Origin of the sequence: Corynebacterium sp. LK2590 (assembly GCF_040946105.1) — a bacterium.
In the GTDB taxonomy this organism is placed as follows: domain Bacteria; phylum Actinomycetota; class Actinomycetes; order Mycobacteriales; family Mycobacteriaceae; genus Corynebacterium.
Window position 1 is genome coordinate 56,062 of record NZ_JAYWMH010000008.1, and the last position, 26,666, is coordinate 82,727.

Below are 26,666 nucleotides of genomic sequence, written 5' to 3' on the forward strand. Positions count from 1 at the left end.
TTCGTTGGGAAAGTAGAAGTCGGGCTGTTTGCTCGTCTACGAGGTCGGGCCAGTAGCCGACGGGGCAGCGGAAGAATCCGCGTTCGCTACAGCGGAGGCGTTCGGGACAGCATCAGCGATCCGGACGTCGACGCGTTGCAGCTCGGGAACGGTTTCCCGGGCCTTGTCGCGCACGCGGTCGGCCAGATCGTGGAGATCCTTAGTGCGGGAAAGATCCGCGACCACCTGGATTTCGATCTGCGTGTCGTCGCGCTGGTGCAGTTGACGGATGCCCGGGATGCGTTGACCCGGGAAATACAGAGAGACTTCCCCGAAGCGTCCGCCGAAAAGCTCGGCGACGCCGGGAAGTCCTTCCAGTGCTGCAGCTAGCCCTTGGGCCTGGTCTGCCTCTAAGAGGAAGCGAGAACGGGGGCTGGGCATGAGTTACTACGCCTGGTTGCCGGCGATGGCCTGCTGCTCGTTGTCGTCGTTGTCTTCCTCCGGCAGCTTCACGTCGTGGACGATGACGTCGACGCGGTCAACGTTCAGACCAGTCATGCGCTCCACAGCGTTCATGATGTTGCGGCGGATGGCCTCGGCCAGCTCGTGGATGGCCACGCCGTACTCGGCGATGATGGCGACCTCGACGGAAGCGGTGCCCTCGGAAACCTCAACGGACACGCCCTGGCGGACGTCCTCGGAAGCGCCGAAGGACTCGCGGATGGAGCCCAGCATGCGGGCGCCGCCGCCACCCAGGGCGGAAACGCCGGAGACCTCGCGGGCGGCGATGCCGGAGATCTTGGCCACCACGTCGTCATCGATGGTGGTGGTGCCGTACTCGGTCTCCAGGTTGGAGTTCACCTTGCGCTGGGAGACCTCCTCGCCGCCGACCTTCTGGGCCGGGGCGTTCTGGGAAGCGGAATCCTGGACCTTGGTCACGTCAGTCTTGGTCTCGTTAGCCGAGTTGTTGTTGGAGTTCTTGCCGGAGTTTGCGGTGTTGTTAGCCACAGCTATTTCCCTTTCAATAATGGGCTTTTATTTACGCCCCAAAGTATACGGAGATTTAGCGGAACCGGCTCGTTATTAATGCGGGGATAGACAAATCTTTATTTAAAGGTGATTTTTGGCACTGTTTGGGCAGTGGTTTGGAAAAAGCGAATCTACGTGCTTTAATACAAGGGTTGCTTTAACACGGCAGCGTGTCCTTCGGACTGACGGGAGGGCCGCAGTACTTAGCTACGGCGGGGTTCCCACAGGGAAGGAGGAAGACGCTGGCGCTGGTAAGGCGAACATGACGCTTTCGCATAGGGCCTGCTCTGGCAGGTGCTAACGAAGGTCTAAGGATCGGGCTAGGTCCGCGTTTGAGCAGAGACATCCCGAGAATTAGAACCGGAGAAGGGGCATGGCAAATAAACAGCGGCAGTATAGTAAATCGGTTCGGATTGCCACGTGTAATGCGTGAAAACCGTCCTCGAGTAGCTTGAATTGACTTCGGGTCTTGTACCCCGAAAAGAAGTCGGCGCCTGTTTTTGCCAGGCCGAGTACTTCTTCGTCGTCATGGCAGTCAAGACAACTGGCGTTGCGCCCAGGCCCCTGGCCCGGACAACGTTATAGAGAAATCGAGAAGCAAGTTTCCACCGCTTCACGCCCCGGAAGAACCGGGTATGTGAAAGTGGGAAAGCGAGAAAGAGGATAAGCGTGGCGGGACAAAAAATCCGCATTCGGCTGAAGGCCTATGACCACGAGGCTATCGACGCTTCTGCCAAGAAGATCGTCGAAACTGTCACCCGCACGGGTGCCCGTGTCGTTGGCCCGGTGCCGCTGCCGACCGAAAAGAACGTATACGCCGTTATTCGTTCTCCACACAAGTACAAGGACTCTCGCGAGCACTTCGAAATGCGCACCCACAAGCGCCTGATCGACATTCTCGACCCGACGCCGAAGACCGTTGACGCCCTGATGCGCATCGATCTTCCGGCAAGTGTCGACGTGAACATTCAGTGATCGACGAATAGAACTTTGGTGGAGAAATACTAATGAGTGAAAACGAGATCAAGGGCATTCTGGGCCGCAAGCTCGGCATGACCCAGGTCTTCGACGAGGAGAACCGCGTTGTGCCGGTCACCGTCGTCGAGGCTGGGCCGTGCGTTGTCACCCAGATTCGTACCGTAGAAACCGATGGCTACAACGCCATCCAGATCGCCTTCGGCGACATGGATCCCCGCAAGGCTAAGAAGCCGGCCGCTGGCCACTTCAAGAAGGCTGGCGTGACCCCGCGTCGCCACGTGGCCGAGATCCGCATGGACGACACCTCCGCTTACGAGGTCGGCCAGGACGTGACCGTTGAGATCTTCGAAGGCGTTGACTTCGTGGATGTCACCGGCACCACCAAGGGCCACGGCTACGCCGGCGCTATGAAGCGCCACGGCTTCGCCGGCCAGGGCGCTGCCCACGGTAACCAGGCTGCTCACCGCCGCGTCGGCGGTATCGGCGGCGCTGCTACCCCGGGCCGCGTCTTCAAGGGTAAGCGCATGGCTGGCCGCATGGGCCAGGACCGCGTTACCACGCAAAACCTGAAGGTTCAGAAGATCGATGCCGAGTCCAACCTGCTGCTCATCAAGGGTGCTATCCCGGGTGCTCGCGGCGGACTCGTCACCGTTAAGACCGCAGTGAAGGGCGGTGCACACGCATGAGCAACCTTAAGCTAGACGTCCAGACCGCTGAGGGTAAGACCAACGGCTCCGTGGAGCTGCCGGCTGAAATCTTTGACACCGAGGTATCCATCGCTTTGATGCACCAGGTCGTCACCGCTCAGCTGGCCGGCGCCCGTCAGGGCACCCACGCCACCAAGACCCGCGGCGATGTCCGCGGCGGTGGCCGCAAGCCGTTCCGCCAGAAGGGCACCGGCCGAGCTCGTCAGGGCTCCATCCGCGCCCCGCACTACACTGGCGGCGGCACCGTGCACGGTCCGCAGCCGCGTAACTACGCGCAGCGTACCCCGAAGAAGATGATCAAGGCTGCTCTCTTCGGCGCACTGTCCGACCGTGCTCGCAACGAGCGCATCCACGTCATCGAAGAGCTGGTTCCGGGCCAGAAGCCGTCCACCAAGTCGGCTAAGGCCTTCCTCGAGCGCCTGACCGACCGCAAGAACGTGCTGCTGGTCATCGGCCGCGAGGACCTGAACGCTCGCCGCAGCGCCAACAACCTGGAAAACGTCCACATCCTGGACGCTGGCCAGCTGAACACCTACGACGTCCTGAACGCGGACGACGTTGTGTTCTCCGTTGAGGCTCTGCATACCTTCGTCACCCGCGTGAACGGCGCTGACGAGGCCAAGGAGGTCAACAATGGCTAAGACCGTTAACCCGCGCGATATCATCATCGCCCCGGTCGTCTCTGAAAAGTCCTACGGCCTGATGGAGCAGAACGTCTACACGTTCTTCGTCGCCAAGGACTCCAACAAGACCCAAATCAAAGATGCCGTAGAGCAGATCTTCGGCGTGAAGGTCGACTCCGTCAACACCGTTAACCGCGAGGGCAAGCTGAAGCGCACCCGCACCGGTTTCGGCCGACGCAAGTCCACCAAGCGCGCCTACGTGACGCTCCGTGAGGGCAGCGACTCCATCGACATCTTCGGCGCTGGCGCCTAAGAGGAAAGTCGAGAAGTAAGGAAGAATTATGGCTATTCGTAAGTACAAGCCGACAACTCCGGGTCGCCGCGCATCCTCCGTGTCGAAGTTCGAGGAAATCACTCGTTCTACTCCGGAGAAGTCCCTGCTGCGTCCCCTGAGCAAGACCGGCGGCCGTAACAACTACGGTCGCATCACCACTCGCCACATCGGCGGTGGCCACAAGCGCCGTTACCGTCTGATCGACTTCCGTCGTAACGACAAGGACGGCATCCCGGCAAAGGTCGCTCACATCGAGTACGACCCGAACCGCACCGCAAACATCGCTCTGCTCCACTACGTGGACGGCGAGAAGCGCTACATCATCGCACCGAAGGGCCTGAAGCAGGGCACCATGGTCGAGTCTGGCGCCAACGCCGATATCAAGACCGGTAACAACTTGCCGCTGCGCAACATCCCGACCGGTACCATCATCCACGCTGTAGAGCTGAAGCCGGGCGCCGGCGCTAAGCTGGCCCGCTCCGCTGGTGCTTCGATCCAGCTGCTGGGTAAGGAAGGCAAGTACGCAGTTCTGCGTATGCCGTCTTCCGAAATCCGCCGTGTGGACATCCGCTGCCGCGCTACCGTCGGTGAGGTCGGCAACGCTGACCAGATGAACATCCGTTGGGGCAAGGCCGGCCGTTTGCGTTGGAAGGGCGTTCGCCCGACCGTCCGTGGTGTTGTTATGAACCCGGTCGACCACCCGCACGGTGGTGGTGAGGGTAAGACTTCCGGTGGTCGCCACCCGGTTTCCCCGTGGGGCCAGAAGGAAGGCCGTACCCGCAACCCGAACCGTTACTCCAACAACATGATCGTGCGCCGTCGTCGCCCGAACAAGAAGCGCTAAGAGGAGGTAAAAAATGCCACGCAGCCTAAAGAAGGGCCCCTTCGTCGATGAGCACCTCCTCAACAAGGTAGATGCTCAGAACGAGGCAGGCACCAAGCAGGTCATCAAGACCTGGTCCCGCCGTTCGACCATTTTGCCGGACTTCATTGGCCACACCTTCGCCGTCCACGACGGCCGGAAGCATGTGCCGGTGTTTGTCGACGACTCCATGGTCGGCCACAAACTGGGCGAGTTCGCCCCCACCAAGACCTTTAAGGGTCACGTCAAGGATGACAAGAAGGGACGTCGATAAGCGATGAGTGACACCATCACCAACGCCAGCGCTACGGCCCGTTACGTCCGCGTAACCCCGATGAAGGCGCGCCGCGTTATCGACCTGGTACGCGGTAAGTCCGTATCCGAGGCACTGGCTATCCTGAAGTACGCCCCGCAGGGCGCTGCTAAGCCGGTCGCTAAGGTCGTTGCCTCGGCCGCTGCTAACGCTGAGAACAACTTCGGGCTCGACCCGAAGACCCTGGTCATCTCCGAGGCTTACGCCAACGAGGGTCCGACCATGCGTCGTTTCCAGCCGCGCGCCCAGGGCCGCGCATTCATGATCCGTAAGCGCACCAGCCACATCACCGTGGTGGTCGAGAGCCAGCAGGAAGGGGCCAAGTAATGGGCCAGAAAATCCATCCTCACGGCCTACGTTTGGGCATCACTTCCGACTGGAAGACCCACTGGTACGCCGATAAGGACGACTACGCAAAGTACGTAGCCGAAGACATCAAGATCCGCGAGTACCTGTCCACGGGCCTCGAGCGCGCCGGCATCGCCGACGTCGTCATCGAGCGCACCCGTGACCGCGTCCGCGTCGACATTCACACCGCCCGCCCGGGCATCGTGATCGGTCGCCGCGGTGCTGAGGCCGACCGCATCCGCCGCGGGCTGGAAAAGCTCACCGGCAAGATGGTTGCCCTCAACATCCTCGAGGTCAAGCAGGTCGACGCCAACGCCACCCTGGTTGCTCAGTCCATCGCTGAGCAGCTGGTCAACCGCGTTGCTTTCCGCCGCGCCATGCGTAAGGCCATCCAGTCCGCTATGCGCCAGCCGCAGGTCAAGGGCATCAAGGTCCTCTGCTCTGGTCGTCTGGGCGGCGCTGAGATGTCCCGCACCGAGCGCTACCACGAAGGCCGCGTTCCGCTGCACACCCTGCGTGCGGAAATCGACTACGGCACCGCAGAGGCCCACACCACCTTCGGCCGCATCGGCATCAAGGTGTGGATCTACAAGGGTGACGTTGTCGGCGGCGTACGCGAATCCGAACTGAACGCTCCGGCGCAGGGCCGCGGCCGCGACCGTGGTGGTCGTTCCCGCCGTGGCGGCCAGCGCCGTCAGCGCGCACAGCAGAAGCAGGAGGGCTAATCCATGCTGATTCCTAAGCGCGTCAAGTACCGTCGTCAGCACCGCCCGGGTCGGCGCGGTGTCTCCAAGGGCGGTAACCGCATCAACTTCGGTGATTACGCCATCCAGGCTCTGGAGCCGGCTTACATCACCAACCGTCAGATTGAGGCCGCACGTATTGCCATCAACCGCCACGTCAAGCGCGGTGGCAAGGTGTGGATCAACATCTTCCCGGACCGTCCGTTGACCCAGAAGCCGCTCGGCGTTCGTATGGGTTCCGGTAAGGGCCCGGTCGAGAAGTGGGTGGCTAACGTTAAGCCGGGCCGCGTTCTTTTCGAGATGAGCTACCCGAACGAGGCCACTGCTGTTGAGGCTCTGCGTCGTGCCGGCCAGAAGCTTCCGTGCAAGGTCCGCATCATCAAGAAGGAGGACCAGTTCTAATGGCTACCGGTACCCCCGCCCACGAGTTCCGCGAGCTCGACAACTCCGAGCTGGAAAACCGCCTGAAGGATGCGAAGGAAGAGCTGTTCAACCTCCGTTTCCAGAAGGCAACTGGCCAGCTGACCAACAACCGCCGCGTCAGCGTTGTAAAGCGCGACATCGCCCGCATTTACACCGTGCTGCGTGAGCGCGAGTTGGGCCTGTCCGTTGCTCCGGGAGCTGAGGCTTAATCATGAGTGAGGCAAACGTGACTGAATCCAAGAAGCAACCGACTCCGAAGAAGGAGAAGGAAAAGGGCGCCCGCAAGGTCCGCACCGGCTACGTGGTTTCTGACAAGATGCAGAAGACTATTGTCGTCGAGCTCGAAGACCGCAAGCAGCACGCCCTGTACGGCAAGATCATGCGCTCCAACTCCAAGGTGAAGGCGCACGACGAAGACGAGATCGCCGGCGTCGGCGACCGCGTCCGCATCGCCGAGACCCGCCCGCTGTCCAAGGACAAGCACTTCCGTCTCGTCGAGATCGTCGAGAAGGCTAAGTAAAACCTAGCCCTTTCGCGATTAAGCGATTTAAGCCCGCAGCAACCATCTGGTTGGCTGCGGGCTTTTTGCATAGGCCAGCCGCCGCACCAGCGCAAACGCCCCGGCGGCGTGTTGGAGAATGAAAAGATCAGGGATTTGAGTTAAGGGGCCGGCATGTGGTTGAATATTAGGGTTGCTAAAAGCTTGGTCGGCGCGCGGTGCGTTCCGAACCGCAGCCCGAGACCCCTCGACATGTTCGTTGTAAGGCTTTAGCTCCAATCATGTAAGTAGACCAGGTGTGGCAAGGACGGAAATCTTGTCGCACGTTAATCCAGGTCAGGAGACCCATAGTGATTCAGCAAGAATCGCGCCTGCGCGTCGCCGATAACTCGGGTGCACGAGAGCTGCTCGTCATCCGTCCTCTCGGCGGCTCCGTACGTCGCTTCGCTGGCATCGGTGACGTTGTCGTCGCTACTGTCAAGGAAGCCGTACCAGGCGGAAACGTTAAAGAAGGTGACGTCGTCAAGGCCGTCATCGTCCGTGCCAAGAAGGAAACCCGTCGTCCGGACGGCTCCTACATCCGCTTTGATGAGAACGCTGCTGTCATCCTGAAGGGTGAGAGCGAGCCCCGCGGTACCCGTATCTTCGGGCCGGTTGCTCGTGAGCTGCGTGACAAGCGCTTCATGCGCATCGTTTCTCTCGCCCCGGAGGTGATCTAGTCTTATGAAGATTCATAAGGGAGATATGGTCGTTGTCATCTCGGGCCCGGACAAGGGCGCCCAGGGCAAGGTCATCGAGGCATACCCGAAGCGCGAGAAGGTCCTCGTCGAGGGCGTCAACCGCATCAAGAAGCACGTCGCCAACTCCGCTACCGAGCGCGGTGCTGAGTCCGGCGGAATCGTGACCCAGGAGGCTCCGATCCACGTGTCCAACGTTGCGATCCTGGACTCCGAGGGCAAGCCGACCCGCGTGGGCTACCGTTTCGACGAAAACGGCAAGAAGGTCCGTATCGCGCGTAGCAACGGGAAGGACATCTAAACATGAGCGAGAACTACACCCCGCGCCTGAAGGCGCGCTACCGCGACGAAATCAAGAACACCCTCAACGAGGAGTTCCACTACGACAACGTCATGCAGATTCCGGGCGTGACCAAGGTTGTCGTCAACATGGGCGTCGGCGACGCTGCCCGTGACTCCAAGCTGATCAACGGTGCACTGGAAGACCTGGCCCTGATTACCGGCCAGAAGCCGCAGCTGCGCCGCGCACGCAAGTCCATCGCAAACTTCAAGCTGCGTGAGGGCATGCCGATCGGCGCCCGCGTCACCCTGCGTGGCGACCGCATGTGGGAGTTCCTGGACCGCCTGCTGACCATCGCGCTGCCGCGTATTCGCGACTTCCGCGGTCTGTCTGATCAGCAGTTCGACGGCCACGGCAACTACACCTTCGGCCTGTCCGAGCAGTCCATGTTCTACGAGATCGACATCGACAAGATCGATCGCCCACGTGGTATGGACATCACCGTCGTCACCACCGCTACCAACGATGACGAGGGCCGCAAGCTCCTGCGCGAGCTGGGCTTCCCGTTCAAGTAAGGTAGCTAGCCGAGTTCTCAGCCGATCCAAGGCTAGGAACTCGGGCTAAGCAAGAACCCCGGCCGGTACTCAAACGAAGTACCGGCCGGGGTTCTTCTATGTCTTCTTCTTTGTTGTCTCTGTCTCGTTCTTTAGTTGAGGCCCTCATCCCACTGCGGTATTTCGTCGTAACCTGTGCGCTCGACGGTGTATACGCGGTATGATGTCCGTAGGTAGAGAGCTTCATAGCCGCCCGCCGGGCGCTAGTGGCTGCTTACGAGCGCTGGGCTGGGCAGAGAAAAGCTCCCGTAGCCACGTTGGTGGTTACGGGAGTTTTAGTGTTTTCGGCTTCGCGCTATTAGGCGAAGAACTTGCGGCGGGCCACGAAGGCGGCGGCGCCCGCCATGGCGACGACGGCCAGGGCGATGAGGCCGCGTGCCACGGTGTTGGAGCCGGTCTCAGCGGCCATACCGCGCGGGGCGGTGGCGGTGTCCTGGGCGGTGCCGACACCCTGGGCGCCGGCGCCGGCGTAGGCGGCCTCGTCCAGCTTGCCGCCCTGGGCGATGACCTCGTCCTTGTTAGCGGCCAGGAGCTCCTCGGAGGCAGCCTTTTCTTCTGCGGTCGGCTGCTCGTTCACGCGGGCCTTGTCCTGGGTGTAGGTCTTGCCGTCCTGCATCAGGTACCAGGTCACGCCGCCGATGATGAGGGCTGCCGGCAGGGCCAGCCAAGCCAGCTTGGAGTAGTCTTTTTCTTCCTCCGCCTGCTGCTTGTTGTACTCGGCCAGCATGGCATCGGAAGCAGCGCGCATCTCGTCGGTGATCGGCTCGTTGACCTTGGCCGGGTCGTCGACGTAGACGCTCTTGTCCTGGGTGGACTGGTACCAGGTCACGCCGTCCTTATCGGTGATTTCTGCCGGAAGCGGGATACCTTCGTTGTCGCCGTGCTCCAAGCGGGCGGCGCGGTTGTCCAGCATGGCCTGAGAAGCAGCGCGCATCTCGTCGGTAACCGGCTCGTTGACCTTGGCCGGGTCGTCGACGTAGACGCCCTTGTCCTGGGTGGATTGGTACCAGGTGGTGCCCTCTTCCTCAATGGTGGCCGGGGCCGGGATGCCCTCGTTTCCCTCGGGGGTGCCTTCCTCGCCGGTGTCACCTGCTTCGCCTTCAGAGGTGAAGCCGTTTTCTTCGCGCCACGCATTCAGGGCGTTGTCGAGCTCCGCGCCGGTCAGTTCGGTGGCATCCTCGCCGAAACCGGAGGTGTACTTGCCGTCGGCGTTCTTGTAGTACTCCGTGCCGTCGACGGTGAGCGTCATCGGGTTTTCCTGGGCCTGAGCCACGACGGTGCCGCCCAGGGTAAGAGCTGCGGCCATAACGCCGGCGGTCAGGGTGCGGGTGAGCTTCTGCATGAGAGGTTCTCCTTGAGAGTGATGGGACTAGGCGCCAAGTTCGAATAGGGGACCATGGCGCCATCGAAATTGAGATTAGCCCCAAGCGCACCTTTTGTCACAACAAGTAACAATTTTCTCATCAGTAACTTTGAGAGTGGCTCACTAATTTTGGCCCTAAAAGCGTAGACAGCGCGGCGGGTGCCTTAACGGGTGCTAGATGAAGTTCCAGCTTGGTGGAGGCTCGAACAGTTTTCGGCGTGGCGAAGTGCTATCTTTCCGGCGAAAAGGTATTATTTAGGGCTCGCGATTTTCGCTGGGGGTAGGTTTCGGGGGTATAGACAACTGTGCTGGGGCAGTGCCGCGGGCGGGCCTCGGGCCCCAGTTTGCTCTAGAGCGTGGCCGGCTCCTTGCCCGGGTAGGGCACGGGTTGAACCTCGTCCGGGGAGACCTGGTCCGGCGCATCACTGCCGGCGTCGGGGCTGACCACGGATTCCAGCTGCCAGCCCACGACCGCGTTGCGGACAGCCGGCTGCCACAGGTTAGCGGGCTGGATGCAGCTGATGGTCAAAAGGCGCCCGGGCTGGGGGCCGTCGCCCCACACGGAGGCATCGTCAGCCAGACCGCCCTTGTTGGGATCGTGGAGGTCGGTGGCTGTATAGACCAGCCAGTCGTCGCCGGAGGCTGCCGTGCGCAGGTAGAGCTTGTCGCCCACGTTGATGCGGTGCTCGTCGCTGCCGCCGTCGTAGAGGTTGTCGAAGACCCCGGGCACGCCCGCGCCGGTGTGGCCGGCGACCACCACGAGGTCCTCGGCGGTGGGGCCGGGTAGGGAATAGGGGCGGTTATCTGCGGTATACGTGCACGCGGTGTCCATGTTCTCCGGATCGATGGCGCCGTCCTTAACCCGGCAGGGCTCCGCGTCGAAATTGGCGTGAATACCTACCGCCGGAACATACATCTCCTGCGCCGGCGACGGGGCGATAGCCGGGGCCTCGCCCGCGTGGGCCGACAGCTGCGGGGCCTGGGTGATTTCCTCCGGGGTATCGACGGTGCGCTGGATGGAGAAGATAAGCGCGACCGTAGCTACCACGCCGACGGCGACGCGGACCGCGCCGTTGTTGGACCACGCGCGGAGCAGCCCGGGCCGGTCCTTGCTTTCGGCCGTGTCTACCTGGGTGCTCGCGGGCGTAGCCGCAGGCGCCTCCTGCTGCGGGAAGGCCAAAGGGTGTTGCTGCGGGGTGGCATCCGTGCGCCGGCGGGGACGGCGGCGGGGGCCGTCGGCCTCCGGTCGGGGGCGGGTAGCGGAGCGGGAATCCGGGCGGGCGGCATCGCCCCGGGCCTGCAAGGCGGCCCAGGCACTGGTGTGTGGGTGGCTCGGCATCGAGGTGGCTCCGAAAAGGGATAGGGCGGGGAGAGGGGAAGGAGTCCGCCGGCCGGGCCAGCGGAACGAATATACACAACCATAGTGCCTGGAGTGACTGGAGTTGCAAAAGACACGGTTGGGGTGTCTGGAAAATCTTTGCGCCCTGATTATGTAAGTGCTGGAAATAGTCTTAAAATTTTATGCGTACTAGGCCCGCGTGGCCCCTTCCGCGTAACCGCAGTAAAGGAAATCAATGTCGTTGAATGATTCGGCCGCCGCGGCCGTCAATAAGAAAGTGACCCTGCTGGATAAGTCCTTCAGCAGGTTCGCGGGCCGCTCCACCCTGGCGGGCGTCTACCTGACCGTGGGCACCGCCTTCGCGGGCGTCGTGGGCAACGCCGTGGAGCAGCTCGCGCCCGGCCTGGGCACCCCGGTCTTCGCCATGCTCTTCGGCCTGGGCCTGTTCGCCATCGTGGTGCTCGGCGCTGACCTGGCCACCGGCAACATGATGTACATGGTCTACGGCGCGGTCAACAAGCAGGTCTCGTGGGGTAAGGGTCTCTGGCTGCTTATCGTCACGACCTTCTTCAACCTGGTGGGCGTGATTCTTTTCGCCGCGGCCATGGGCATGTCGGCGAAATTCTCCGGGATGGACCCCAGCCACCTCATCGTCACCCTGTCCGAGGGCAAGCTGACCAAGTCCCCGCAGGGCATGTTCGTCGAGGCCATCCTGGCCAACTTCGTGGTCAACATGGCCATCGTGGGCGGCATCTTCGCCAAGGAGGTCGTCTCCAAGTTCTTCATGATCGTGCCGATCATCGCCTGCTTCGTGGGCCTGGGCCTCGAGCACGTTATTGCTAACTTCTGCCTCTTCCTGCTCACCGCCTTCGGCTCGGATCCGCTCCCGGCCGCGCTGACCATCGGCAACGTTGCTCTCAACTGGACCCTGGTCTGGCTGGGCAACCTGGTCGGCGGCGGCTTCCTCATCGGCGGCGTCTACGCCTGGCTGAACAAAGGCCCCGAGGAATACCGCGACTAATCCCTGCCAGGGACAAGGACTCTCGGCCCTTTCGGCTCCGCGAGTCTCCCAATTCCGGGGAGTTCTCACCTGCTGAGGACAAGGCCCGCCGGGTATGTACCCGGCGGGCCTTTGGTGATCTGGTGGTGCGTGTGCGGGGCGCCTAACCCCGCGAGCGGTCCAGCTGGCCGGAGTACAGGTTAAACCGGTTGCCGCGGGCGAAGCCGGCGAGCGCCATGCCGGCCTCGCGGGCGGTCTCGACGGCAAGGGAGGAGGCGGCGGAGACCGCAATCAGCGCGGGGAAGCCGGCCATGGCGGCCTTTTGCACCAGCTCGAAAGAGGCGCGGGAGCTAACCACTAGCACCAGGTCGTGGGCGGGTAGGCGGCCTTCTAGCAGCAGGTGTCCGATGACCTTGTCGGCGGCGTTGTGACGGCCGATGTCCTCGCGCACGACGACCGGCTCCCCGTCCATGGTGAAGGCGGCCGCGGCGTGGATGCCGCCGGTCTTTTTGAACTGTTTTTGGTGCTCGCGCAGCCGGTCCGGGATGGTTGCGATGAGCTGCGGGTCCACGTCCCAGTGGGGGATGGGGTAGGGCAGCTTGTGCTGGAGCTGCTCGATGGAGGAAGTACCGCAGACCCCGCACGCGGAGGTGGTCAGCCCCAGGCGCAGATCCGATAGCTCGATGACGTTCTGACGCGCCAGTTCCACGTCCAGCAGGTTGTAGGTGTTCTCGCCGTTGACGGTCGATCCGGCGCAGTAGCGCGCGGTCGTCACGTCGGCGGCGGCCCGGATGTGGCCCTCCGAGTGGAGGAAGCCGTGGGCCAGCTCCACGTCGTGGCCCGGGGTGCGCATGGTGGTCGTAATCGTCTGGCCGTCCACGCGGATCTCCAGCGGTTCCTCGCCCGCGACGGTATCGGCCCGGGTGTCGACCTGGGTGAGCTGGCCGTCGTTGTCAAGGCGCACGCGGGTAACGGCAAAGCGGGCGTTAACCCTGTTGGACACTAATCCTCCTGGTCTGGGGTGGTCTGTCTGACCTGGCTTGCTGTGGTCGTGGCCGTGGCGGCCGGGTAGCTACTGCTCGGCGATCTGGGCGCGCAGCTTCTCGATGCGCTGGCGGGCCTCGTCGGTGTCCTTAGAGGCCAAACCCACCAGGAACGCGGTTAGCGGTGCGGCCGGGCGGGAACGGTTGTGGGCGACGTCGGCGGTCAGGTCGAGCAATTCCTTGGTCAGGGCGGTGGCATCCGCCTTGTCGAGGCCCAGGTGGCCGGCGGCCTCGACCAGCCAGGCGTGGGCGGACTGCATGGGTTCCTTGTTGTTATCGATCTTCTTCGCATCATCAGACATGGGACCCAGTTTAGGCCCCCGCGCAAAAGGAGGCGTTGGTGCTGGTGAATGGGCAAGTGGGAGACTGCTCGAATTCTGCGGCGGGGCGGCGGAAGGGGCGCGGGGAGGCCCCGCGGGCGGCGAAGAAGTCGTGAGCAGGAGAAATTTTACAAACGCCCTGCTGGTTGGGTACACTGACCCGTTGGAATAGCGTCCGTCGGGGGTTTTGAACCCCTGGCCTGCTCGGCAGTACCCCATGGGTGCTGCGGGGCCGTGATTTTTTTCGGCGCCTTCCAGGTAAGAATTGAACATCAACTTTGTTGTAGGCCCCTCGCCGATAAAGCGGACCGTGTCTGTATCAAAGGGTGGCGAGCGCCTCGCGGTATTGACCGCGGGGAGCGTGAGTAGCCCGAAATCACACGGAAAACGCGCGTGGTGAGTCCAGTCGAACGGGCAGGTAGTCTCTGCCTGTCGCGCGGCTGGGATGGGAACCGCAACGAGAAAGGTAACGGTCGTTTAACCATGACCATGACTGATCCTATCGCCGACATGCTGTCGCGCGTGCGCAACGCAAACCATGCGCACCACGACACCGTGTCGATGCCGACCTCCAAGATCAAGGTCAACATCGCTGAGATCTTGAAGCAGGAAGGCTACATCGCTGACTACTCTGTCGAGGACCGCGAGCTGTCCCTCGAGCTTAAGTACAACAACCGTGAGCGCTCCCTGTCCGGTCTGCGCCGCGTGTCTAAGCCGGGTCTGCGTGTGTATGCAAAGTCCACCAACCTGCCGAAGGTCCTTGGCGGCCTGGGCGTGGCTATCATCTCCACGTCCCACGGTCTGCTGACCGATCGTCAGGCTCAGGAGAAGGGCGTAGGCGGAGAAGTTCTCGCCTACGTCTGGTAAGGGAGGTATGACACATGTCTCGAGTCGGTCTAGCACCCATCGCCGTTAAGAGCGGCGTCGAAACCAAGATCAACGGACAGACCATCGAGGTTAAGGGCCCGAAGGGCACCCTGACCGTCGAGGTTCCGGAGCCGATCACCGTCGCCGTGGAGGACAACGAGATCCGCGTTTCCCGCCCGGATGATCACCGCAAGCACCGTGCCCTGCACGGCCTGTCTCGTTCCCTCATCAACAACGCCGTCATCGGCGTGACCGATGGCTACACCATCAAGATGGAAATCTTCGGTGTCGGCTACCGCGTTCAGCAGAAGGGTTCGAACCTGGAGTTCAACTTGGGCTACTCCCACCCGATCCTCATTGAGGCTCCGGAGGGCATCAGCTTCGCAACTGATGGCGCCACCAAGTTCTCCATCACTGGCATTGACAAGCAAGCTGTCGGACAGATCGCCGCGAACATCCGCCGCCTGCGTAAGGACGATCCTTACAAGGGCAAGGGCATTCGTTACGAAGGCGAGCAGATCCGCCGCAAGGTCGGAAAGACGGGTAAGTAAGCAATGGCAAACACTGAAAACAACAAGCGCACTCCAGTCGGCAAGGACATCTCTAGCCGTCGTCGCGAGGCACGCGCCCGCCGTCACTTCCGTATCCGCAAGACCCTGCGCGGTACCCCGGAGGCACCGCGTCTGGTTCTCCACCGCTCTTCCCGCCACATGCACGTCCAGGTCATCGACGACCTGGCGGGCCACACCTTGGTCTCCGCGTCCACCATGGAAGCGGACATCCGCGCCCTCGAGGGCGACAAGAAGGCTAAGGCTTCCAAGGTGGGCGAGCTGATCGCAGAGCGCGCCAAGGCAGCTGGCATCGAGCAGGTTGTCTTCGACCGCGGTGGTTACAAGTACCACGGTCGCGTCGCAGCTCTGGCTGAGGCCGCACGTGAAGGCGGTCTGAAGTTCTAATGGTCAACGGAAACATCAACGGAAGGAACGCCTAATGTCGGACCGTGAACAGCGTGACGGCGGACGCTCCGCCGAGAACAAGAACAACAACCGCGGTGGCCACAACCGCCGCAACGATCGTCGTAACCAGGACAACGAGCGCGATAAGTACATCGAGCGCGTTGTGACCATCAACCGCGTCTCCAAGACCGTCAAGGGTGGCCGCAACATGTCGTTCACCGCTCTCGTGGTCGTTGGCGACGGCCAGGGCATGGTCGGCGTCGGCTACGGCAAGGCCAAGGAAGTCCCGGCCGCCATCCAGAAGGGTGCCGAGGAAGCTCGCAAGAACTTCTTCCGCGTCCCGATGATCGCTGGCACCATCACCCACCCGGTCGAGGGCCGCGACGCCGCCGGCATCGTCATGATGAAGCCGGCCGCCCCCGGTACCGGTGTAATCGCTGGTGGCGCTGCCCGCCCGGTGCTTGAGTGCGCCGGCGTGCAGGACATCCTGTCGAAGTCCCTGGGCTCCGACAACGCCCTCAACGTCGTCCGTGCTACCGTGGACGGCCTCAAGCAGCTGGTCCGCCCCGAGGAAGTTGCCGCTCGCCGCGGCAAGTCCGTCGAGGAGGTCACCCCGGCCCGTATGCTGCGCCGTCGCGCAGGTCAGGAGGCATAAACAATGGCTCTGAAGATTACTCAAATTAAGGGCCTGGTGGGCACCAAGCCGAACCACCGCGCCAACATTGAGGCCCTGGGCCTCAAGCGGATCGGTCAGTCCGTCGTTAAGCAGGACACCCCGGTCATCCGCGGCATGGTTAACAAGGTGCGTCACCTGGTCACCGTTGAAGAAGTGGCAGGGGAGTAGATAAATCATGGCTGATATCATCAAGCTGCACGATCTGCGCCCTTCCAAGGGTGCAAACAAGGCTAAGACCCGCGTCGGCCGCGGTGAAGCTTCCAAGGGTAAGACCGCCGGCCGCGGTACCAAGGGTACTAAGGCACGTAAGCAGGTTTCGGCCGCTTTCGAGGGTGGCCAAATGCCCATCCACATGCGTCTGCCGAAGCTCAAGGGCTTCCGCAACCCGAACAAGGTCGATTACCAGGTGGTCAACGTGTCCGACCTGGCCAAGGCCTTCCCGAACGGCGGCGACGTCACTGTCGCAGACATCGTCTCCGCCGGCCTGGTCCGCGCTAAGCAGCCGGTCAAGGTCCTGGGCAACGGTGAAATCAGCGTCAAGCTGAACGTCACCGCTGACAAGTTCTCCAAGTCCGCTGTGGAGAAGATCGAGGCCGCCGGTGGCTCCACCACCGCGACCAAGTAAGTCTTTTTAAGACCTACTAAATAAAATCCCACCGCCGGGTTCCCGCTTGAGGGAGACCGGCGGTGGGATTTTTCTATGCGTTGTATGCCACTCGAGCGCTCAACGCGTTGGAGCGGCAAGCGCCAGGTGAGCGGCGCGCTAGGTTACTTGGATTCTTCGGAGGCCGGCGCGGACGGCTCGGTGGAGGAGACGTCGTGCTCGTTCTCGCTGCGCGAAGAGTCGTCGCAGGCGGTGGCGCCGCCCACGGCGAGCAGCGCGGTCAGGGCGACGGCCGCCAGGCGGCGGGTGGGCTGAAACTTAGTGGTAGCCATAGATAGAATTCCTTCCTTTAACGGCTAACGGTTGTCTAAGCAGCCACCCTAGTCGTTTTTGCGGGTGGCGTGGCGGGCTACCCGATTCCGAAGGGGGATAACGGCGATAAAAGCCACGGCCACGACCAGCCAGCCGGCGCCCAGCAGGAGCCCGGCGTTAGCCAGGCGCGGGGCGATCTCCAGATCCCCGCTGCTGTAGAGCATCACCAGGCCGAGGAGAGCGCCCCAGGCAAATCCGAGGAGGCTGACGGAGACGAGGGGTGCGAAGATCTCGTAGGCGGCCACGCGGGTGAGGAAGCCCGGGCGCAGCCCCATCAGCCGGAGGCTGCGGGTCAGGTCAGCGTTGGCGAAGACCTCGTGCGCCTGGCCCTGCAGGATGGACATCGCCGTGATGCAGAAGCCGAAGGAGATGGTCAGGATGATCCCGGTAAAGACGTCGTGGAAAATGATGGAGGTCTCCGGGTTCTCCCGCAGCGACTGGCTCAGGTCGTCGTCGCCGAAGGGGGAGACGATCATATACCCGGCCAAGAGGCCGAAGAGCGCGCTCGGGGCGACCCGCCGCCAGGCCGCCCGGGCCCCAGTGGCCACGCGGCGGGAGGCGATGAAGTTTGCATTAGAGCCCAACATACCCGCCACCCAGGCGCTGACCTGGAGGAAGAGCGGGGCGATGAGGCTCAGAGTGCCGATGAGCAGAAAGAGAAAAGCGGCGATGGCGAGCATAGCCCCCAGGCTGGCAAAAAAGTCGAACTGATTGACTCCTACCAGCAGGCCGACGGCGAGCACCAGGAAGGCCACGGCGCGCCACCAGCGCAGGGCGCGGGGCATCTGGCGGCGGGCTACCCCTAGCGGGCTCACCGCGACCCGCTGCATGCCGGCCAGGGCGGCGGCTAGCGCGAGGACGATGAGAGCGGAGCCGACGGCCAGGTAGCCCCACCACGGCAGGTAGAGCTCGGTCGGGGAGAGGGGAACCCCCATAAAGGTCAGGGTGGCAAAGGCGGGGACCAGCAGCGCGCTGAGCAAGGCCCCGAGCGCGGTGCCGACCACCGCGTTGATGCCCGTCTCCAGGACCGTCATGCGGGTGATGTCGCGGGCGCTAAGCCCGATGAGCCGCAGGGCGGCCAGCCGCCGCTCCCTCCCGGCGGCGCTGGTGACGGCGGCCTGGGAGATGAGGCTAAACAGGGCAGGTACGAGGAAGGCGCAAGCAATCAGGGCCAAGACCGTCCAAGTGTGCGCGTCCATGCCCGGCTGGGAGGTGTCCAAGCCGGCCTGGAGGTGAGCGTTTTCGCCCCGGCGGTAGAACATGTACGTCCCGCCGGCGACGAGGAAGGCGATGGTCGCGCCCACCGTCAGCGAGCCGAGCGAGAGCAGGGTCAGGGTGCCGGTGCCGGAGCGCGAGGACACGGAGGCCCGGAACAGCTGCAGCGCCAGGCCGCCGATGGAGGCGCGCACCGGCGCGGGACGGGAGCTCGGAGAGGCGGTGGGAGTGCTCATCGTGCGGCCCCCAGCTGGCGGTCGTCGTGGATGATGCCGTCGCGCAGCTCGATGCGCCGGTCCAGCCAGTCGGCCACCTGCGCGTCGTGGGTGACCAGCACCAGGGTGGAGCCCTGCTGGCGCACCAGGGTCGTCAGCATCTGCATGACGTCGTGCCCGGTGGCTTGGTCGAGCGCCCCGGTCGGCTCGTCGGCGAAGATGACCGCGGGCTCGGTAGCCAGCGCGCGGGCGATGGCCACGCGCTGGGCCTGCCCGCCGGACAGAGGCCCGGGGCGGCGGTCGGCGAACTCGCCCAGGCCCAGCTGATCCAGCAGGTGGACGGCGCGGCGCCGGGCCTTCCGGCGGGAGGTGCCGGTCAGGGTAGCCGGCAGAGCGATATTCTCCGCGGCGGTCAGCTCCGGCAGGAGTTGCCCGTCCTGGAAGACGAAGCCGAAGGAGCTAAGGCGCAGGTGCGAGCGGTCGCCGTCGTTGAGCTCGGTCAGGTCGGTCGTTCCGAAGTGGACGCGGCCGGTGGTGGGGAGCAGGACCCCGGACATGCAGTGCAAAAGGGTGGACTTGCCGGAGCCGGACGGGCCTATGATGGCGGCGGTTTCACCCGGGGAAAGCTCCAGGGTGATGCCGGAGAGGACATCGTTGCCGCCAAAATTCTTGGTGACGTCGTTGAGTTTCAGTGTGGTGGTCATGTCTACCTATTCAACGTAGGAAAACGCCGGCGCAGAAGCGGGGTGGAACTAGATTTCCGGGTAGGGCTGGCCCTACCCCCACCGAAAGCGCAGGCGTTAAAGTCTGTCAGTGTGAAACTCCCGTGGAAGCATAACCCGCGCGCGGCCTTCAACCCGGCCGCCACCGAGCGCGCGCAAGAGCGGGCGCAAGCCCAGCGCTTGGCCGAGCTTACCCGCGCCCGCCGGGCGATCGCGGACGCCTACGAAGTCGAGCGCCAGCGCATAGAGCGGGATCTGCACGACGGCACCCAGCAGTACCTCGTGGCGGCCTCCATCAAGCTGGGCGAGGCCCTGCTGGACCTGGAGGGTACCGAGGCAGACCTGGTGCGCGCGGCCAAGGAGGACATCGAAAACGGGCTGGCCAGCCTGCGCGCGACCGTCCGCGGCATCCAGCCGCAGGTGCTCACGGACCGCGGGCTGGTGGCCGCGCTGAACGATGCCGCGGCGGGGCTGGGCCCGCACGTCGCCGTCCGCGCCCCGCACCCGCTGCCGGATCTGCAACCCAGCATTTTGGCGGCCGCCTATTTCTTCGCCACCGAGGCCATGACCAATGCCTCCAAGCACGCCCCGGGCGCGGCGGTCAGTGTCCTGGTCACCGCCGACGCCAACCTGCGCATCACCGTGGTGGACGAGGGCCCGGGTGGGGCCGAGCTAACTCCAGGCTGTGGCCTGGCCGGGATGCGCGAGCGGCTGGCGGCTTTCGGCGGCAGGCTGGAGCTGACCTCGCCGGCGGGCGGGCCCACGCGGGTGGCGGCGGTCATTCCGTTGTTGTTGGAACGAGGAGAAACGGGGATCGGATAATGCGGATTGTTATCGCGGATGATTCCGCGCTGCTGCGCGAGGGCGTGGCCGGGCTGCTAGAGCGCCGCGGCCACCGCGTCGTCGGCCAGGCTAGCGACGCCGACCAGCTGGTCGGCCTGGTGCGTGAGTTGGCCGCCGCCGGCCAACTCCCCGAAGTCTTAATCACGGACGTGCGGATGCCGCCGCGCATGGCCGACGACGGCCTGCGGACTGCGGTGAGCCTACGGCAGGAGTTTCCCGGCCTGGCGGTCGTGGTTTTGAGCCAGTACGTGGCCCCGGCCTATGCCGTGGAGCTTTTCGATAACACCGACGGCGGGACCGGCTACCTGCTCAAGGACCGGGTGTCGGAAGTGGCGGACTTCCTTAAGTCCCTGGACACGGTGGCCGCCGGCGGCGTGGTCATCGACCCCACGGTGGCGCAGGCGCTGATGAACTCGGCGCGCAGCGGCATCGGCGAGCTCACCCCGCGGGAGCGAGAGGTCTTGGAGCTGATGTCCTGCGGGCTGTCGAACCGGGAGATCGAGAACCAGCTGTTCCTATCGACCGCGGCGGTGGGCAAACATGTGAGCAATATCTTCCTGAAGCTGCGCTTGGACCCGGCGGAGGAAAACCGGCGGGTCAAGGCCATCTTGCGCTATCTCGCGCAGCGCCAGCTGCCCGGCTAAGGCGAGCCTAATCGCGTTTAGGTCGCTGCTATTGGGGCTAATGCTTTTGGGGCTGGTAGGGTAATGGGGTCAAAACTGTTCATCCCACCCGGAGGGCTAACCAGGCTGCCTTTACCGCGCGCCGCGGGCGGCGGCCTGGCGTTGCCCAGCGGGTCAAATGAGTATCCACCTCGAGGCAGTAGAAGGGCACCGGCACGCGTGAGACGCGGGCGGTATTTTTCTGCGCACGCCCTCGGTAGGCCAGGAGGATTGTGTAGTGTCCGCCATTATTCAGGCATTTAAGGACGCCGATCTGCGCAAGAAGATCATCTTTACGATCGTGATGATCATTGCGTACCGCATCGGCGCGCAGATCCCGTCCCCGGGCGTCGACTACGGCGCCATCGCGGGCCGTCTGCGCGACCTGACGGAAGAATCCGGCAACCTGTACTCCGTCATCAACCTGTTCTCGGGTGGCGCGCTGCTGCAGCTGTCGATCTTCGCCATCGGCATCATGCCGTACATTACGGCCTCCATTATCGTGCAGCTGCTGACCGTGGTCATCCCGCACTTCGAGCAGCTGAAGAAGGAAGGCCAGTCCGGGCAGACCAAGATGACGCAGTACACCCGCTACCTCACCGTGGCGCTGGCGCTGCTGCAGTCCTCCGGCATCGTCGCCCTGGCCGACCGTCAGCAGCTGCTGGGCCAGGGCGTGGAGGTCCTGGTTCCGGACCGCAACATCTTCGACCTGGTGGTGCTGGTGCTGGTGATGACCTCCGGCGCCGTGCTCGTGATGTGGATGGGCGAGCTGATTACCGAAAAGGGTATCGGTAACGGCATGTCCCTGATGATCTTCGCAGGTATCGCGACCCGTCTGCCTACCGACGGCATGAACATCCTGCAGAACAACGGCGGCCTGGTCTTCGCCATGATCGTCGCCGGCGTCATCGTCCTGGTCATCGGCATCACCTTCATCGAGCAGGGCCAGCGCCGCATCCCGGTCCAGTACGCCAAGCGCATGGTGGGCCGCCGCCAGTACGGTGGTTCCTCCACCTACCTGCCGCTGAAGGTCAACCAGGCCGGCGTTATCCCGGTGATCTTCGCCTCCTCGCTGATTTACATGCCGGTGCTGATCACCCAGATCGTCAACTCCAACAACGCGGTCACCCCGGACAACTGGTGGCAGCGCAACGTCATCTCCTGGCTGCAGAGCCCGGCGTCCTGGCAGTACATCGTGCTCTACTTCGTGCTGACCATCTTCTTCGCCTACTTCTACGTTTCGGTTCAGTACGATCCGGCGGAGCAAGCGGATAATATGAAGAAGTACGGTGGCTTCATTCCGGGCATCCGCCCCGGCCGCCCGACGGCCGAGTACCTGGGCTACGTGATGAACCGCCTGCTGTTCGTGGGCGCTGCCTACCTGGGTATCATTGCTATCCTGCCGAACATCCTGCTGGACTTCGGCGTGGGGCACTCCCAGGGCGGCGGCATGACCGCCTTCGGTGGTACCGCGATCTTGATTATGGTCTCTGTTGCCTTGACTACCGTCAAGCAGATTGAGTCCCAGCTTCTGCAATCGAACTACGAAGGACTGTTGAAATAATGCGTTACGTACTCCTTGGACCTCCCGGTGCCGGCAAGGGCACGCAGGCCGCTATTTTGAGCGAAAAGCTGGGCATCCCGCACATCTCCACCGGTGACCTCTTCCGCGCCAACATCGGCGAGGGCACCGAGCTAGGCAAGGAAGCCAAGTCCTACATGGACGCCGGTCAGCTCGTGCCGACCGACGTCACCGCCCGCATGGTCAAGGACCGCCTCGAGCAGGACGACGCCGCCAAGGGCTTCCTGCTGGACGGCTTCCCGCGCACCGTGGAGCAGGCCGACATCCTGACCCAGCTGCTGGCCGACAAGGGCCTGAAGCTGGACGGCGTGCTGAACTTCGAGGTTTCCGAGGACGTCGTGGTCGAGCGCATGCTGGCCCGCGGCCGCGCCGATGACACCGAGGACACCATCCGCACCCGCCTGGGCGTCTACCGCGATGAGACCTTCCCGCTCATCCAGCACTACGGCGACGCCATCATCCCGATCAAGGCCGAGGGCGAGGTCGAAGAGATTAACGCCCGCGCCATGGAAGCACTGGGGAAGTAGGTTAAGAGCCATTTCCATCTTCTCCCGCCGCAGCAAACGCATCCCCGCCCGTACCCCGGGTGAACTCGACGCCATGCAGGTGGCCGGCGAAATCGTCGGTCGCGCCCTGCAGGCCGTGCGCTTGGCTGCGGCGCCAGGCGTATCTACCCTCGAACTCGACGCCGTCGCGGAAGAACTCATCCGCGGCGCCGGCGCTCAGCCCACCTTCAAAGGTTACGAGGGCTTCCCGGGCTCCATCTGCGCCTCCGTGAACGACGTCATCGTCCACGGCATCCCGGATGAGGAGACGATCCTGGCCGAAGGTGACCTGGTCTCCATCGACTGCGGGGCCACCCTCGACGGCTGGGTGGGCGACAGCGCCTGGACTTTCCCTGTCGGCGAGGTCAGCGCGGAGGCCACCAAGCTGAACGATGCCACCGCCTGGGTCCTGTCCGAGGGGCTCAAGGCCATGGTGCCGGGCAACCGGCTGACCGACGTCTCCCACGCCCTCGAGCTGGCCACCTGGGCCGCCGAGGAGAAATTCGGCGTTGAGCTGTTCATCGTCGACGGCTACGGCGGCCACGGCATCGGCCGCACCATGCACGAGGAGCCCTACCTGGCCAACGAGGGCCGCCCGGGCCGCGGGCCCTATATCCAGGAAGGCTCCGTGCTGGCCATCGAGCCCATGCTCACGCTGGGCACCGAGGACTCCGTGGTCCTGGACGACGACTGGACCGTCATTACCGAGGACGGCTCGCTGGCCTCCCACTGGGAGCACACCGTCGCCGCCACCGCCGACGGCCCGCGCATCCTGACCCCGCGCTACGACAAGTAGCCCGGCTGCCTAGGGCCAAGCTCCCCAAACACTCCAAAAGCTCCCAGCGAGCGCGCGGCGACGCCGGGCGGGACAGGCCTGTGCGCGGCTACGATTTGGTAACGTTCACGCCCGGCTGGGAAATTCCTCGGCCAGAGGTCTATAATTTTCAGCATGTCGAAATTCCGCTTCAATGCCGTCCCCTTGGCTTTCCGTCGCGCCGCCTTAGCGCTGGCCGCCACGGTGGCCATGGCCGTCACCCTGATTGGTGGCGTGCCGAACGCCCACGCCCAGCAAATGCCGGACCCGACCCAACTGTCCTCCCAAGTTCAGCTGAACCAGGGCAGCTCCCAGCTGCCGAACATCGACCAGCTGTCCAAGCAGGTGCAGGAAGAAGCAGACAAGTTCTTCGGCGGTGCCCGCGAGCAGGCCTGGAACACCCGCAACCAGATGCTCAACGAGGTCAACAAGCTCAACCCGCAGGCCGCCAACGCCCTGCGCCCGGTCGTCGACAACGTCCTGAACGCTCTGTTCCCGGGCCTGGTGGCCCAGAAGCAGGCCGAGGCCAAGGCTGCCCGCGAGGCCGCCGCCCGCGCCCAGGCCGAGCAGGCCGCCCGCGAGAAGGCTGCCGCCGAAGCCGCTGCCCGCAAGGCGGAGCAGGAGCGCCAGCGCAACGCCTTCAACCGCGGCCCGTGCCCGGCCGACGCCGCCGTCTGCGTCGACCTGGACGGCCGCCGCACCTGGCTGCAGAAGAACGGCGATGTCACCTACGTCGCCCCGTCCATGGCCCCGGGCAAGACGGGCCAGGAGACCCCGCGTGGCACCTTCCACGTCAACCGTAAGATCAAGGACGAGATCTCCTACGAGTTCAACAACGCCCCGATGCCTTACGCCATCTACTTCACCAACAACGGCCACGCCTTCCACCTGGGCGACCCGGCCTACGACTCCGCTGGCTGCGTCCGCCTGCCGGACCAGGCTGCTATCCGTTACTTCAACGACCTGCAGATTGGTGACAAGGTCTTCATCTACTAAGCGAAGCTTCGACATCTGAAACTTCCCCGGCCCGCCCCGCCCGCCTCATCCAGGCGCGGGGCGGGTCTTTTTGGCGTCGCTAGCGCGCGGTCACCCAGCATGAACGTTAGGGGACGGGTTTGGAATTCGTGTCGTTAACGCGTATGCTCTTTGTTTGGTGTATGTGTGCGGAACTCTCCGCACGATAAACGCCAGGCAGTAGACAAATACATGCAGTCGCTTCGGCTAGTAGCCAGCGGCTAGAAAAGTTGAGGTTATGGCTAAGGAAGGCGCAATTGAGGTCGAGGGCCGCATCATCGAGCCCTTGCCGAATGCAATGTTTCGTGTCGAGCTTGACAACGGACACAAGGTTCTTGCCCACATTTCGGGCAAAATGCGTCAGCACTACATCCGCATCCTCCCTGAGGACCGGGTAGTTGTTGAGCTGTCTCCTTACGACCTGACCCGCGGACGCATCGTCTACCGCTACAAGTAAAGACAGTAAGCCTCCTTACCCAGGGGCGGCCGCAAGGTCGGTCGCCTTTTTCTACCTCAGGCCACGGTGGCTTGAGCCCCACCACAATTTCGCGCTGGCACCGGCACGGTCCGGGCAGCGCGCGAAATGGTAGGGGACGGGTAGGGAGAAAACCACCGTAAAAACCCGAAAGGACAAGCCACATGGCACGTCTAGCTGGTGTTGATCTCCCGCGCAACAAGCGCATGGAGATCGCTCTCACCTACATCTATGGCATCGGGCACACCCGTGCCAAGGCACTGCTGGAAAAGACCGGCATCTCTCCCGACCTGCGTACCGACAACCTGGATGATGACCAGCTGTCGGCACTGCGTGACGCGATCGAGGCTGAGTACAAGGTAGAAGGCGATCTGCGCCGCCAGGTACAGGCTGACATCCGCCGCAAGATTGAAATTGGCTGCTACCAGGGCCTGCGCCACCGTCGTGGCCTGCCGGTTCGTGGTCAGCGCACCAAGACCAATGCTCGTACTCGTAAGGGTCCGAAGAAGACGATCGCAGGAAAGAAGAAGTAATTCATGCCTCCAAAGACTCGTTCCGGCGCCCGCCGTTCCGGCCGTCGCGTCGTAAAGAAGAATGTGGCCCAGGGCCACGCGTACATCAAGTCCACCTTCAACAACACCATCGTCTCGATCACCGATCAGACCGGTGCTGTTATTTCCTGGGCATCCTCCGGTCACGTCGGCTTCAAGGGTTCCCGTAAGTCCACCCCGTTCGCAGCTCAGATGGCTGCCGAGTCCGCCGCCCGCAAGGCGATGGAGCACGGGATGAAGAAGGTTGACGTTTTCGTTAAGGGCCCGGGCTCGGGCCGCGAAACCGCAATCCGTTCGCTCCAGGCCGCCGGCCTGGAGGTGTCCTCGATCTCGGATGTGACTCCGCAGCCGCACAACGGCTGCCGTCCGCCGAAGCGTCGTCGCGTTTAAGGGAAGGAAGAGGTAACTAAACTATGGCTCGTTATACCGGCCCCGCTACCCGTGTATCCCGCCGTCTCCGCGTCGACCTGGTCGGCGGCGACATGGCGTTTGAGCGCCGCCCGTACCCCCCGGGACAGGCTGGCCGCAACCGCATCAAGGAATCCGAGTACTTGCTGCAGCTGCAGGAAAAGCAGAAGGCAAAGTACACCTACGGTGTCCTGGAGCGTCAGTTCCGTCGCTACTACGCAGAGGCCAACCGTCTGCCGGGCAAGACCGGTGACAACCTGGTCATCCTGCTGGAGTCCCGCCTGGACAACGTGGTCTACCGCGCTGGTCTGGCTCGCACCCGCCGCCAGGCCCGTCAGCTGGTCTCCCACGGCCACTTCACCGTCAACGGTAAGAACATCAACGTTCCGTCCTTCCGCGTGACGCAGTACGACATCATCGATGTCCGTGAGCGTTCCCAGAAGATGGAATGGTTCGAAGAGGCCCAGGATCGCCTGGCCGACGCCAACGTTCCGGCATGGCTGCAGGTCGTTCCGGAGACCCTGCGCATCCTCGTGCACCAGCTGCCCGAGCGCGCACAAATCGACATCCCGCTGCAGGAGCAGCTCATCGTCGAGCTTTACTCGAAGTAA

General features: G+C 63.4%; 40 protein-coding genes. 31 read left to right on the forward strand and 9 right to left on the reverse strand.

Going from position 1 to position 26,666, the window contains the following annotated elements:
* Window positions 1-36 precede the first annotated feature (36 nt).
* Window positions 37-420: a hypothetical protein gene (locus tag VVR85_RS10160; protein ID WP_368520777.1), complete on the reverse strand. Its 384-nt coding sequence runs from the start codon at window positions 418-420 to the stop codon at window positions 37-39.
* Window positions 421-426: 6 nt separating this feature from the next.
* The gene (locus VVR85_RS10165) at window positions 427-840 is read right to left on the reverse strand and encodes an Asp23/Gls24 family envelope stress response protein (protein ID WP_368520843.1); all 414 of its coding nucleotides are present in this window, start codon (window positions 838-840) and stop codon (window positions 427-429) included.
* Window positions 841-1,677: 837 nt separating this feature from the next.
* Between VVR85_RS10165 and rpsJ the strand changes: the two genes are divergently transcribed.
* The 14 genes from rpsJ to rplE all read left to right on the forward strand — a co-directional run bounded on the left by rpsJ (window position 1,678) and on the right by rplE (window position 8,430).
* Window positions 1,678-1,983 carry a 30S ribosomal protein S10 gene (gene rpsJ, locus VVR85_RS10170; protein WP_003848085.1) on the forward strand — a complete coding sequence of 102 codons (306 nt, stop codon included), beginning with the start codon at window positions 1,678-1,680 and terminating at the stop codon, window positions 1,981-1,983.
* 32 nt (window positions 1,984-2,015) lie between these two features.
* Window positions 2,016-2,672, forward strand: coding sequence for a 50S ribosomal protein L3 (gene rplC / locus VVR85_RS10175; RefSeq protein ID WP_368520778.1), 657 nt, complete (start codon window positions 2,016-2,018; stop codon window positions 2,670-2,672).
* Complete coding sequence (rplD, locus tag VVR85_RS10180) at window positions 2,669-3,334, forward strand: 50S ribosomal protein L4 (protein WP_368520779.1); 666 nt, start codon at window positions 2,669-2,671, stop codon at window positions 3,332-3,334. Before rplC ends, rplD begins: the two co-directional genes overlap by 4 nt.
* On the forward strand, window positions 3,327-3,629 hold the full coding sequence (gene rplW / locus VVR85_RS10185) for a 50S ribosomal protein L23 (protein ID WP_070768196.1): 303 nt from the start codon (window positions 3,327-3,329) through the stop codon (window positions 3,627-3,629). Before rplD ends, rplW begins: the two co-directional genes overlap by 8 nt.
* A gap of 28 nt (window positions 3,630-3,657) precedes the next feature.
* Complete coding sequence (rplB, locus tag VVR85_RS10190) at window positions 3,658-4,494, forward strand: 50S ribosomal protein L2 (protein ID WP_368520780.1); 837 nt, start codon at window positions 3,658-3,660, stop codon at window positions 4,492-4,494.
* 13 nt (window positions 4,495-4,507) lie between these two features.
* Window positions 4,508-4,786, forward strand: coding sequence for a 30S ribosomal protein S19 (gene rpsS / locus VVR85_RS10195; protein ID WP_040084843.1), 279 nt, complete (start codon window positions 4,508-4,510; stop codon window positions 4,784-4,786).
* A 3-nt stretch (window positions 4,787-4,789) separates the two neighbouring features.
* Window positions 4,790-5,152, forward strand: coding sequence for a 50S ribosomal protein L22 (gene rplV / locus VVR85_RS10200; protein WP_070768198.1), 363 nt, complete (start codon window positions 4,790-4,792; stop codon window positions 5,150-5,152).
* On the forward strand, window positions 5,152-5,898 hold the full coding sequence (gene rpsC, locus VVR85_RS10205; RefSeq protein ID WP_070768199.1) for a 30S ribosomal protein S3: 747 nt from the start codon (window positions 5,152-5,154) through the stop codon (window positions 5,896-5,898). The genes rplV and rpsC overlap by 1 nt, the downstream gene beginning before the upstream one ends.
* A gap of 3 nt (window positions 5,899-5,901) precedes the next feature.
* Entirely contained in the window at window positions 5,902-6,318 is a 417-nt protein-coding gene (rplP, locus tag VVR85_RS10210) for a 50S ribosomal protein L16 (protein ID WP_368520781.1), read from the forward strand.
* Window positions 6,318-6,548: a 50S ribosomal protein L29 gene (gene rpmC / locus VVR85_RS10215; RefSeq protein WP_070768201.1), complete on the forward strand. Its 231-nt coding sequence runs from the start codon at window positions 6,318-6,320 to the stop codon at window positions 6,546-6,548. The genes rplP and rpmC overlap by 1 nt, the downstream gene beginning before the upstream one ends.
* A gap of 2 nt (window positions 6,549-6,550) precedes the next feature.
* On the forward strand, window positions 6,551-6,859 hold the full coding sequence (gene rpsQ, locus VVR85_RS10220; RefSeq protein ID WP_070768202.1) for a 30S ribosomal protein S17: 309 nt from the start codon (window positions 6,551-6,553) through the stop codon (window positions 6,857-6,859).
* 329 nt (window positions 6,860-7,188) lie between these two features.
* The gene (rplN, locus tag VVR85_RS10225; protein WP_070768203.1) at window positions 7,189-7,557 is read left to right on the forward strand and encodes a 50S ribosomal protein L14; all 369 of its coding nucleotides are present in this window, start codon (window positions 7,189-7,191) and stop codon (window positions 7,555-7,557) included.
* Between the two features lie 4 nt (window positions 7,558-7,561).
* On the forward strand, window positions 7,562-7,876 hold the full coding sequence (gene rplX / locus VVR85_RS10230) for a 50S ribosomal protein L24 (protein ID WP_070768204.1): 315 nt from the start codon (window positions 7,562-7,564) through the stop codon (window positions 7,874-7,876).
* Window positions 7,877-7,878: 2 nt separating this feature from the next.
* On the forward strand, window positions 7,879-8,430 hold the full coding sequence (gene rplE / locus VVR85_RS10235) for a 50S ribosomal protein L5 (protein ID WP_070768205.1): 552 nt from the start codon (window positions 7,879-7,881) through the stop codon (window positions 8,428-8,430).
* Window positions 8,431-8,767: 337 nt separating this feature from the next.
* Here rplE and VVR85_RS10240 read toward each other — a convergent pair whose 3' ends face one another.
* Window positions 8,768-9,811 (reverse strand): hypothetical protein, encoded by a 1,044-nt coding sequence (locus VVR85_RS10240; RefSeq protein ID WP_368520782.1) that lies wholly within the window; start codon window positions 9,809-9,811, stop codon window positions 8,768-8,770.
* A 370-nt stretch (window positions 9,812-10,181) separates the two neighbouring features.
* Window positions 10,182-11,171 carry a hypothetical protein gene (locus VVR85_RS10245; RefSeq protein WP_368520783.1) on the reverse strand — a complete coding sequence of 330 codons (990 nt, stop codon included), beginning with the start codon at window positions 11,169-11,171 and terminating at the stop codon, window positions 10,182-10,184.
* Window positions 11,172-11,406: 235 nt separating this feature from the next.
* Between VVR85_RS10245 and VVR85_RS10250 the strand changes: the two genes are divergently transcribed.
* Window positions 11,407-12,192, forward strand: coding sequence for a formate/nitrite transporter family protein (locus VVR85_RS10250; RefSeq protein WP_368520784.1), 786 nt, complete (start codon window positions 11,407-11,409; stop codon window positions 12,190-12,192).
* 142 nt (window positions 12,193-12,334) lie between these two features.
* On the opposite strand, the gene fdhD is transcribed toward VVR85_RS10250, so the two are convergent.
* Together fdhD and VVR85_RS10260 are read right to left on the reverse strand one after the other, a co-directional pair.
* The gene (fdhD, locus tag VVR85_RS10255) at window positions 12,335-13,174 is read right to left on the reverse strand and encodes a formate dehydrogenase accessory sulfurtransferase FdhD (protein WP_368520785.1); all 840 of its coding nucleotides are present in this window, start codon (window positions 13,172-13,174) and stop codon (window positions 12,335-12,337) included.
* A gap of 69 nt (window positions 13,175-13,243) precedes the next feature.
* Window positions 13,244-13,516, reverse strand: a complete 273-nt coding sequence (locus tag VVR85_RS10260) for a DUF6457 domain-containing protein (RefSeq protein WP_368520786.1) — start codon at window positions 13,514-13,516, stop codon at window positions 13,244-13,246.
* A gap of 501 nt (window positions 13,517-14,017) precedes the next feature.
* Here VVR85_RS10260 and rpsH point away from each other — a divergent pair.
* Genes rpsH through rplO form a run of 6 tightly spaced genes read left to right on the forward strand, consistent with a single transcriptional unit; the run spans window position 14,018 to window position 16,658 of the window.
* Window positions 14,018-14,401, forward strand: coding sequence for a 30S ribosomal protein S8 (rpsH, locus tag VVR85_RS10265; RefSeq protein ID WP_368520787.1), 384 nt, complete (start codon window positions 14,018-14,020; stop codon window positions 14,399-14,401).
* A gap of 14 nt (window positions 14,402-14,415) precedes the next feature.
* Complete coding sequence (rplF, locus tag VVR85_RS10270; RefSeq protein ID WP_368520788.1) at window positions 14,416-14,952, forward strand: 50S ribosomal protein L6; 537 nt, start codon at window positions 14,416-14,418, stop codon at window positions 14,950-14,952.
* 3 nt (window positions 14,953-14,955) lie between these two features.
* Window positions 14,956-15,357 (forward strand): 50S ribosomal protein L18, encoded by a 402-nt coding sequence (gene rplR / locus VVR85_RS10275; RefSeq protein ID WP_070768213.1) that lies wholly within the window; start codon window positions 14,956-14,958, stop codon window positions 15,355-15,357.
* Between the two features lie 34 nt (window positions 15,358-15,391).
* Complete coding sequence (gene rpsE / locus VVR85_RS10280) at window positions 15,392-16,012, forward strand: 30S ribosomal protein S5 (protein ID WP_070768214.1); 621 nt, start codon at window positions 15,392-15,394, stop codon at window positions 16,010-16,012.
* 3 nt (window positions 16,013-16,015) lie between these two features.
* Window positions 16,016-16,201 (forward strand): 50S ribosomal protein L30, encoded by a 186-nt coding sequence (gene rpmD / locus VVR85_RS10285; protein WP_290224733.1) that lies wholly within the window; start codon window positions 16,016-16,018, stop codon window positions 16,199-16,201.
* A 7-nt stretch (window positions 16,202-16,208) separates the two neighbouring features.
* The gene (gene rplO, locus VVR85_RS10290) at window positions 16,209-16,658 is read left to right on the forward strand and encodes a 50S ribosomal protein L15 (RefSeq protein ID WP_070768216.1); all 450 of its coding nucleotides are present in this window, start codon (window positions 16,209-16,211) and stop codon (window positions 16,656-16,658) included.
* Window positions 16,659-16,801: 143 nt separating this feature from the next.
* On the opposite strand, the gene VVR85_RS10295 is transcribed toward rplO, so the two are convergent.
* Genes VVR85_RS10295 through VVR85_RS10305 form a run of 3 tightly spaced genes read right to left on the reverse strand, consistent with a single transcriptional unit; the run spans window position 16,802 to window position 19,143 of the window.
* Complete coding sequence (locus VVR85_RS10295) at window positions 16,802-16,969, reverse strand: hypothetical protein (protein WP_368520789.1); 168 nt, start codon at window positions 16,967-16,969, stop codon at window positions 16,802-16,804.
* Window positions 16,970-17,017: 48 nt separating this feature from the next.
* Window positions 17,018-18,460 carry an FtsX-like permease family protein gene (locus tag VVR85_RS10300; protein WP_368520790.1) on the reverse strand — a complete coding sequence of 481 codons (1,443 nt, stop codon included), beginning with the start codon at window positions 18,458-18,460 and terminating at the stop codon, window positions 17,018-17,020.
* A complete protein-coding gene (locus VVR85_RS10305; RefSeq protein ID WP_368520791.1) occupies window positions 18,457-19,143 on the reverse strand; it encodes an ABC transporter ATP-binding protein in 687 nt (228 codons plus the stop codon). Before VVR85_RS10305 ends, VVR85_RS10300 begins: the two co-directional genes overlap by 4 nt.
* 198 nt (window positions 19,144-19,341) lie before the next feature.
* Here VVR85_RS10305 and VVR85_RS10310 point away from each other — a divergent pair, with 198 nt between their 5' ends.
* From VVR85_RS10310 to rpsD, 10 genes are all read left to right on the forward strand, one after another.
* Window positions 19,342-19,983, forward strand: a complete 642-nt coding sequence (locus tag VVR85_RS10310; protein ID WP_409338209.1) for a sensor histidine kinase — start codon at window positions 19,342-19,344, stop codon at window positions 19,981-19,983.
* A complete protein-coding gene (locus tag VVR85_RS10315; protein WP_368520793.1) occupies window positions 19,983-20,648 on the forward strand; it encodes a response regulator in 666 nt (221 codons plus the stop codon). Before VVR85_RS10310 ends, VVR85_RS10315 begins: the two co-directional genes overlap by 1 nt.
* Before the next feature lie 256 nt (window positions 20,649-20,904).
* Complete coding sequence (gene secY / locus VVR85_RS10320) at window positions 20,905-22,230, forward strand: preprotein translocase subunit SecY (protein WP_070768220.1); 1,326 nt, start codon at window positions 20,905-20,907, stop codon at window positions 22,228-22,230.
* Complete coding sequence (locus tag VVR85_RS10325) at window positions 22,230-22,775, forward strand: adenylate kinase (protein ID WP_368520794.1); 546 nt, start codon at window positions 22,230-22,232, stop codon at window positions 22,773-22,775. Before secY ends, VVR85_RS10325 begins: the two co-directional genes overlap by 1 nt.
* A gap of 16 nt (window positions 22,776-22,791) precedes the next feature.
* Window positions 22,792-23,589 carry a type I methionyl aminopeptidase gene (map, locus tag VVR85_RS10330; RefSeq protein ID WP_368520844.1) on the forward strand — a complete coding sequence of 266 codons (798 nt, stop codon included), beginning with the start codon at window positions 22,792-22,794 and terminating at the stop codon, window positions 23,587-23,589.
* Between the two features lie 153 nt (window positions 23,590-23,742).
* The gene (locus tag VVR85_RS10335; RefSeq protein WP_368520795.1) at window positions 23,743-24,603 is read left to right on the forward strand and encodes a L,D-transpeptidase; all 861 of its coding nucleotides are present in this window, start codon (window positions 23,743-23,745) and stop codon (window positions 24,601-24,603) included.
* Between the two features lie 256 nt (window positions 24,604-24,859).
* The gene (gene infA, locus VVR85_RS10340) at window positions 24,860-25,078 is read left to right on the forward strand and encodes a translation initiation factor IF-1 (protein WP_004566852.1); all 219 of its coding nucleotides are present in this window, start codon (window positions 24,860-24,862) and stop codon (window positions 25,076-25,078) included.
* 182 nt (window positions 25,079-25,260) lie between these two features.
* Window positions 25,261-25,629: a 30S ribosomal protein S13 gene (gene rpsM, locus VVR85_RS10345; RefSeq protein ID WP_296202787.1), complete on the forward strand. Its 369-nt coding sequence runs from the start codon at window positions 25,261-25,263 to the stop codon at window positions 25,627-25,629.
* Window positions 25,630-25,632: 3 nt separating this feature from the next.
* On the forward strand, window positions 25,633-26,037 hold the full coding sequence (gene rpsK, locus VVR85_RS10350) for a 30S ribosomal protein S11 (protein WP_070768225.1): 405 nt from the start codon (window positions 25,633-25,635) through the stop codon (window positions 26,035-26,037).
* 23 nt (window positions 26,038-26,060) lie between these two features.
* Complete coding sequence (gene rpsD / locus VVR85_RS10355; RefSeq protein ID WP_070768226.1) at window positions 26,061-26,666, forward strand: 30S ribosomal protein S4; 606 nt, start codon at window positions 26,061-26,063, stop codon at window positions 26,664-26,666.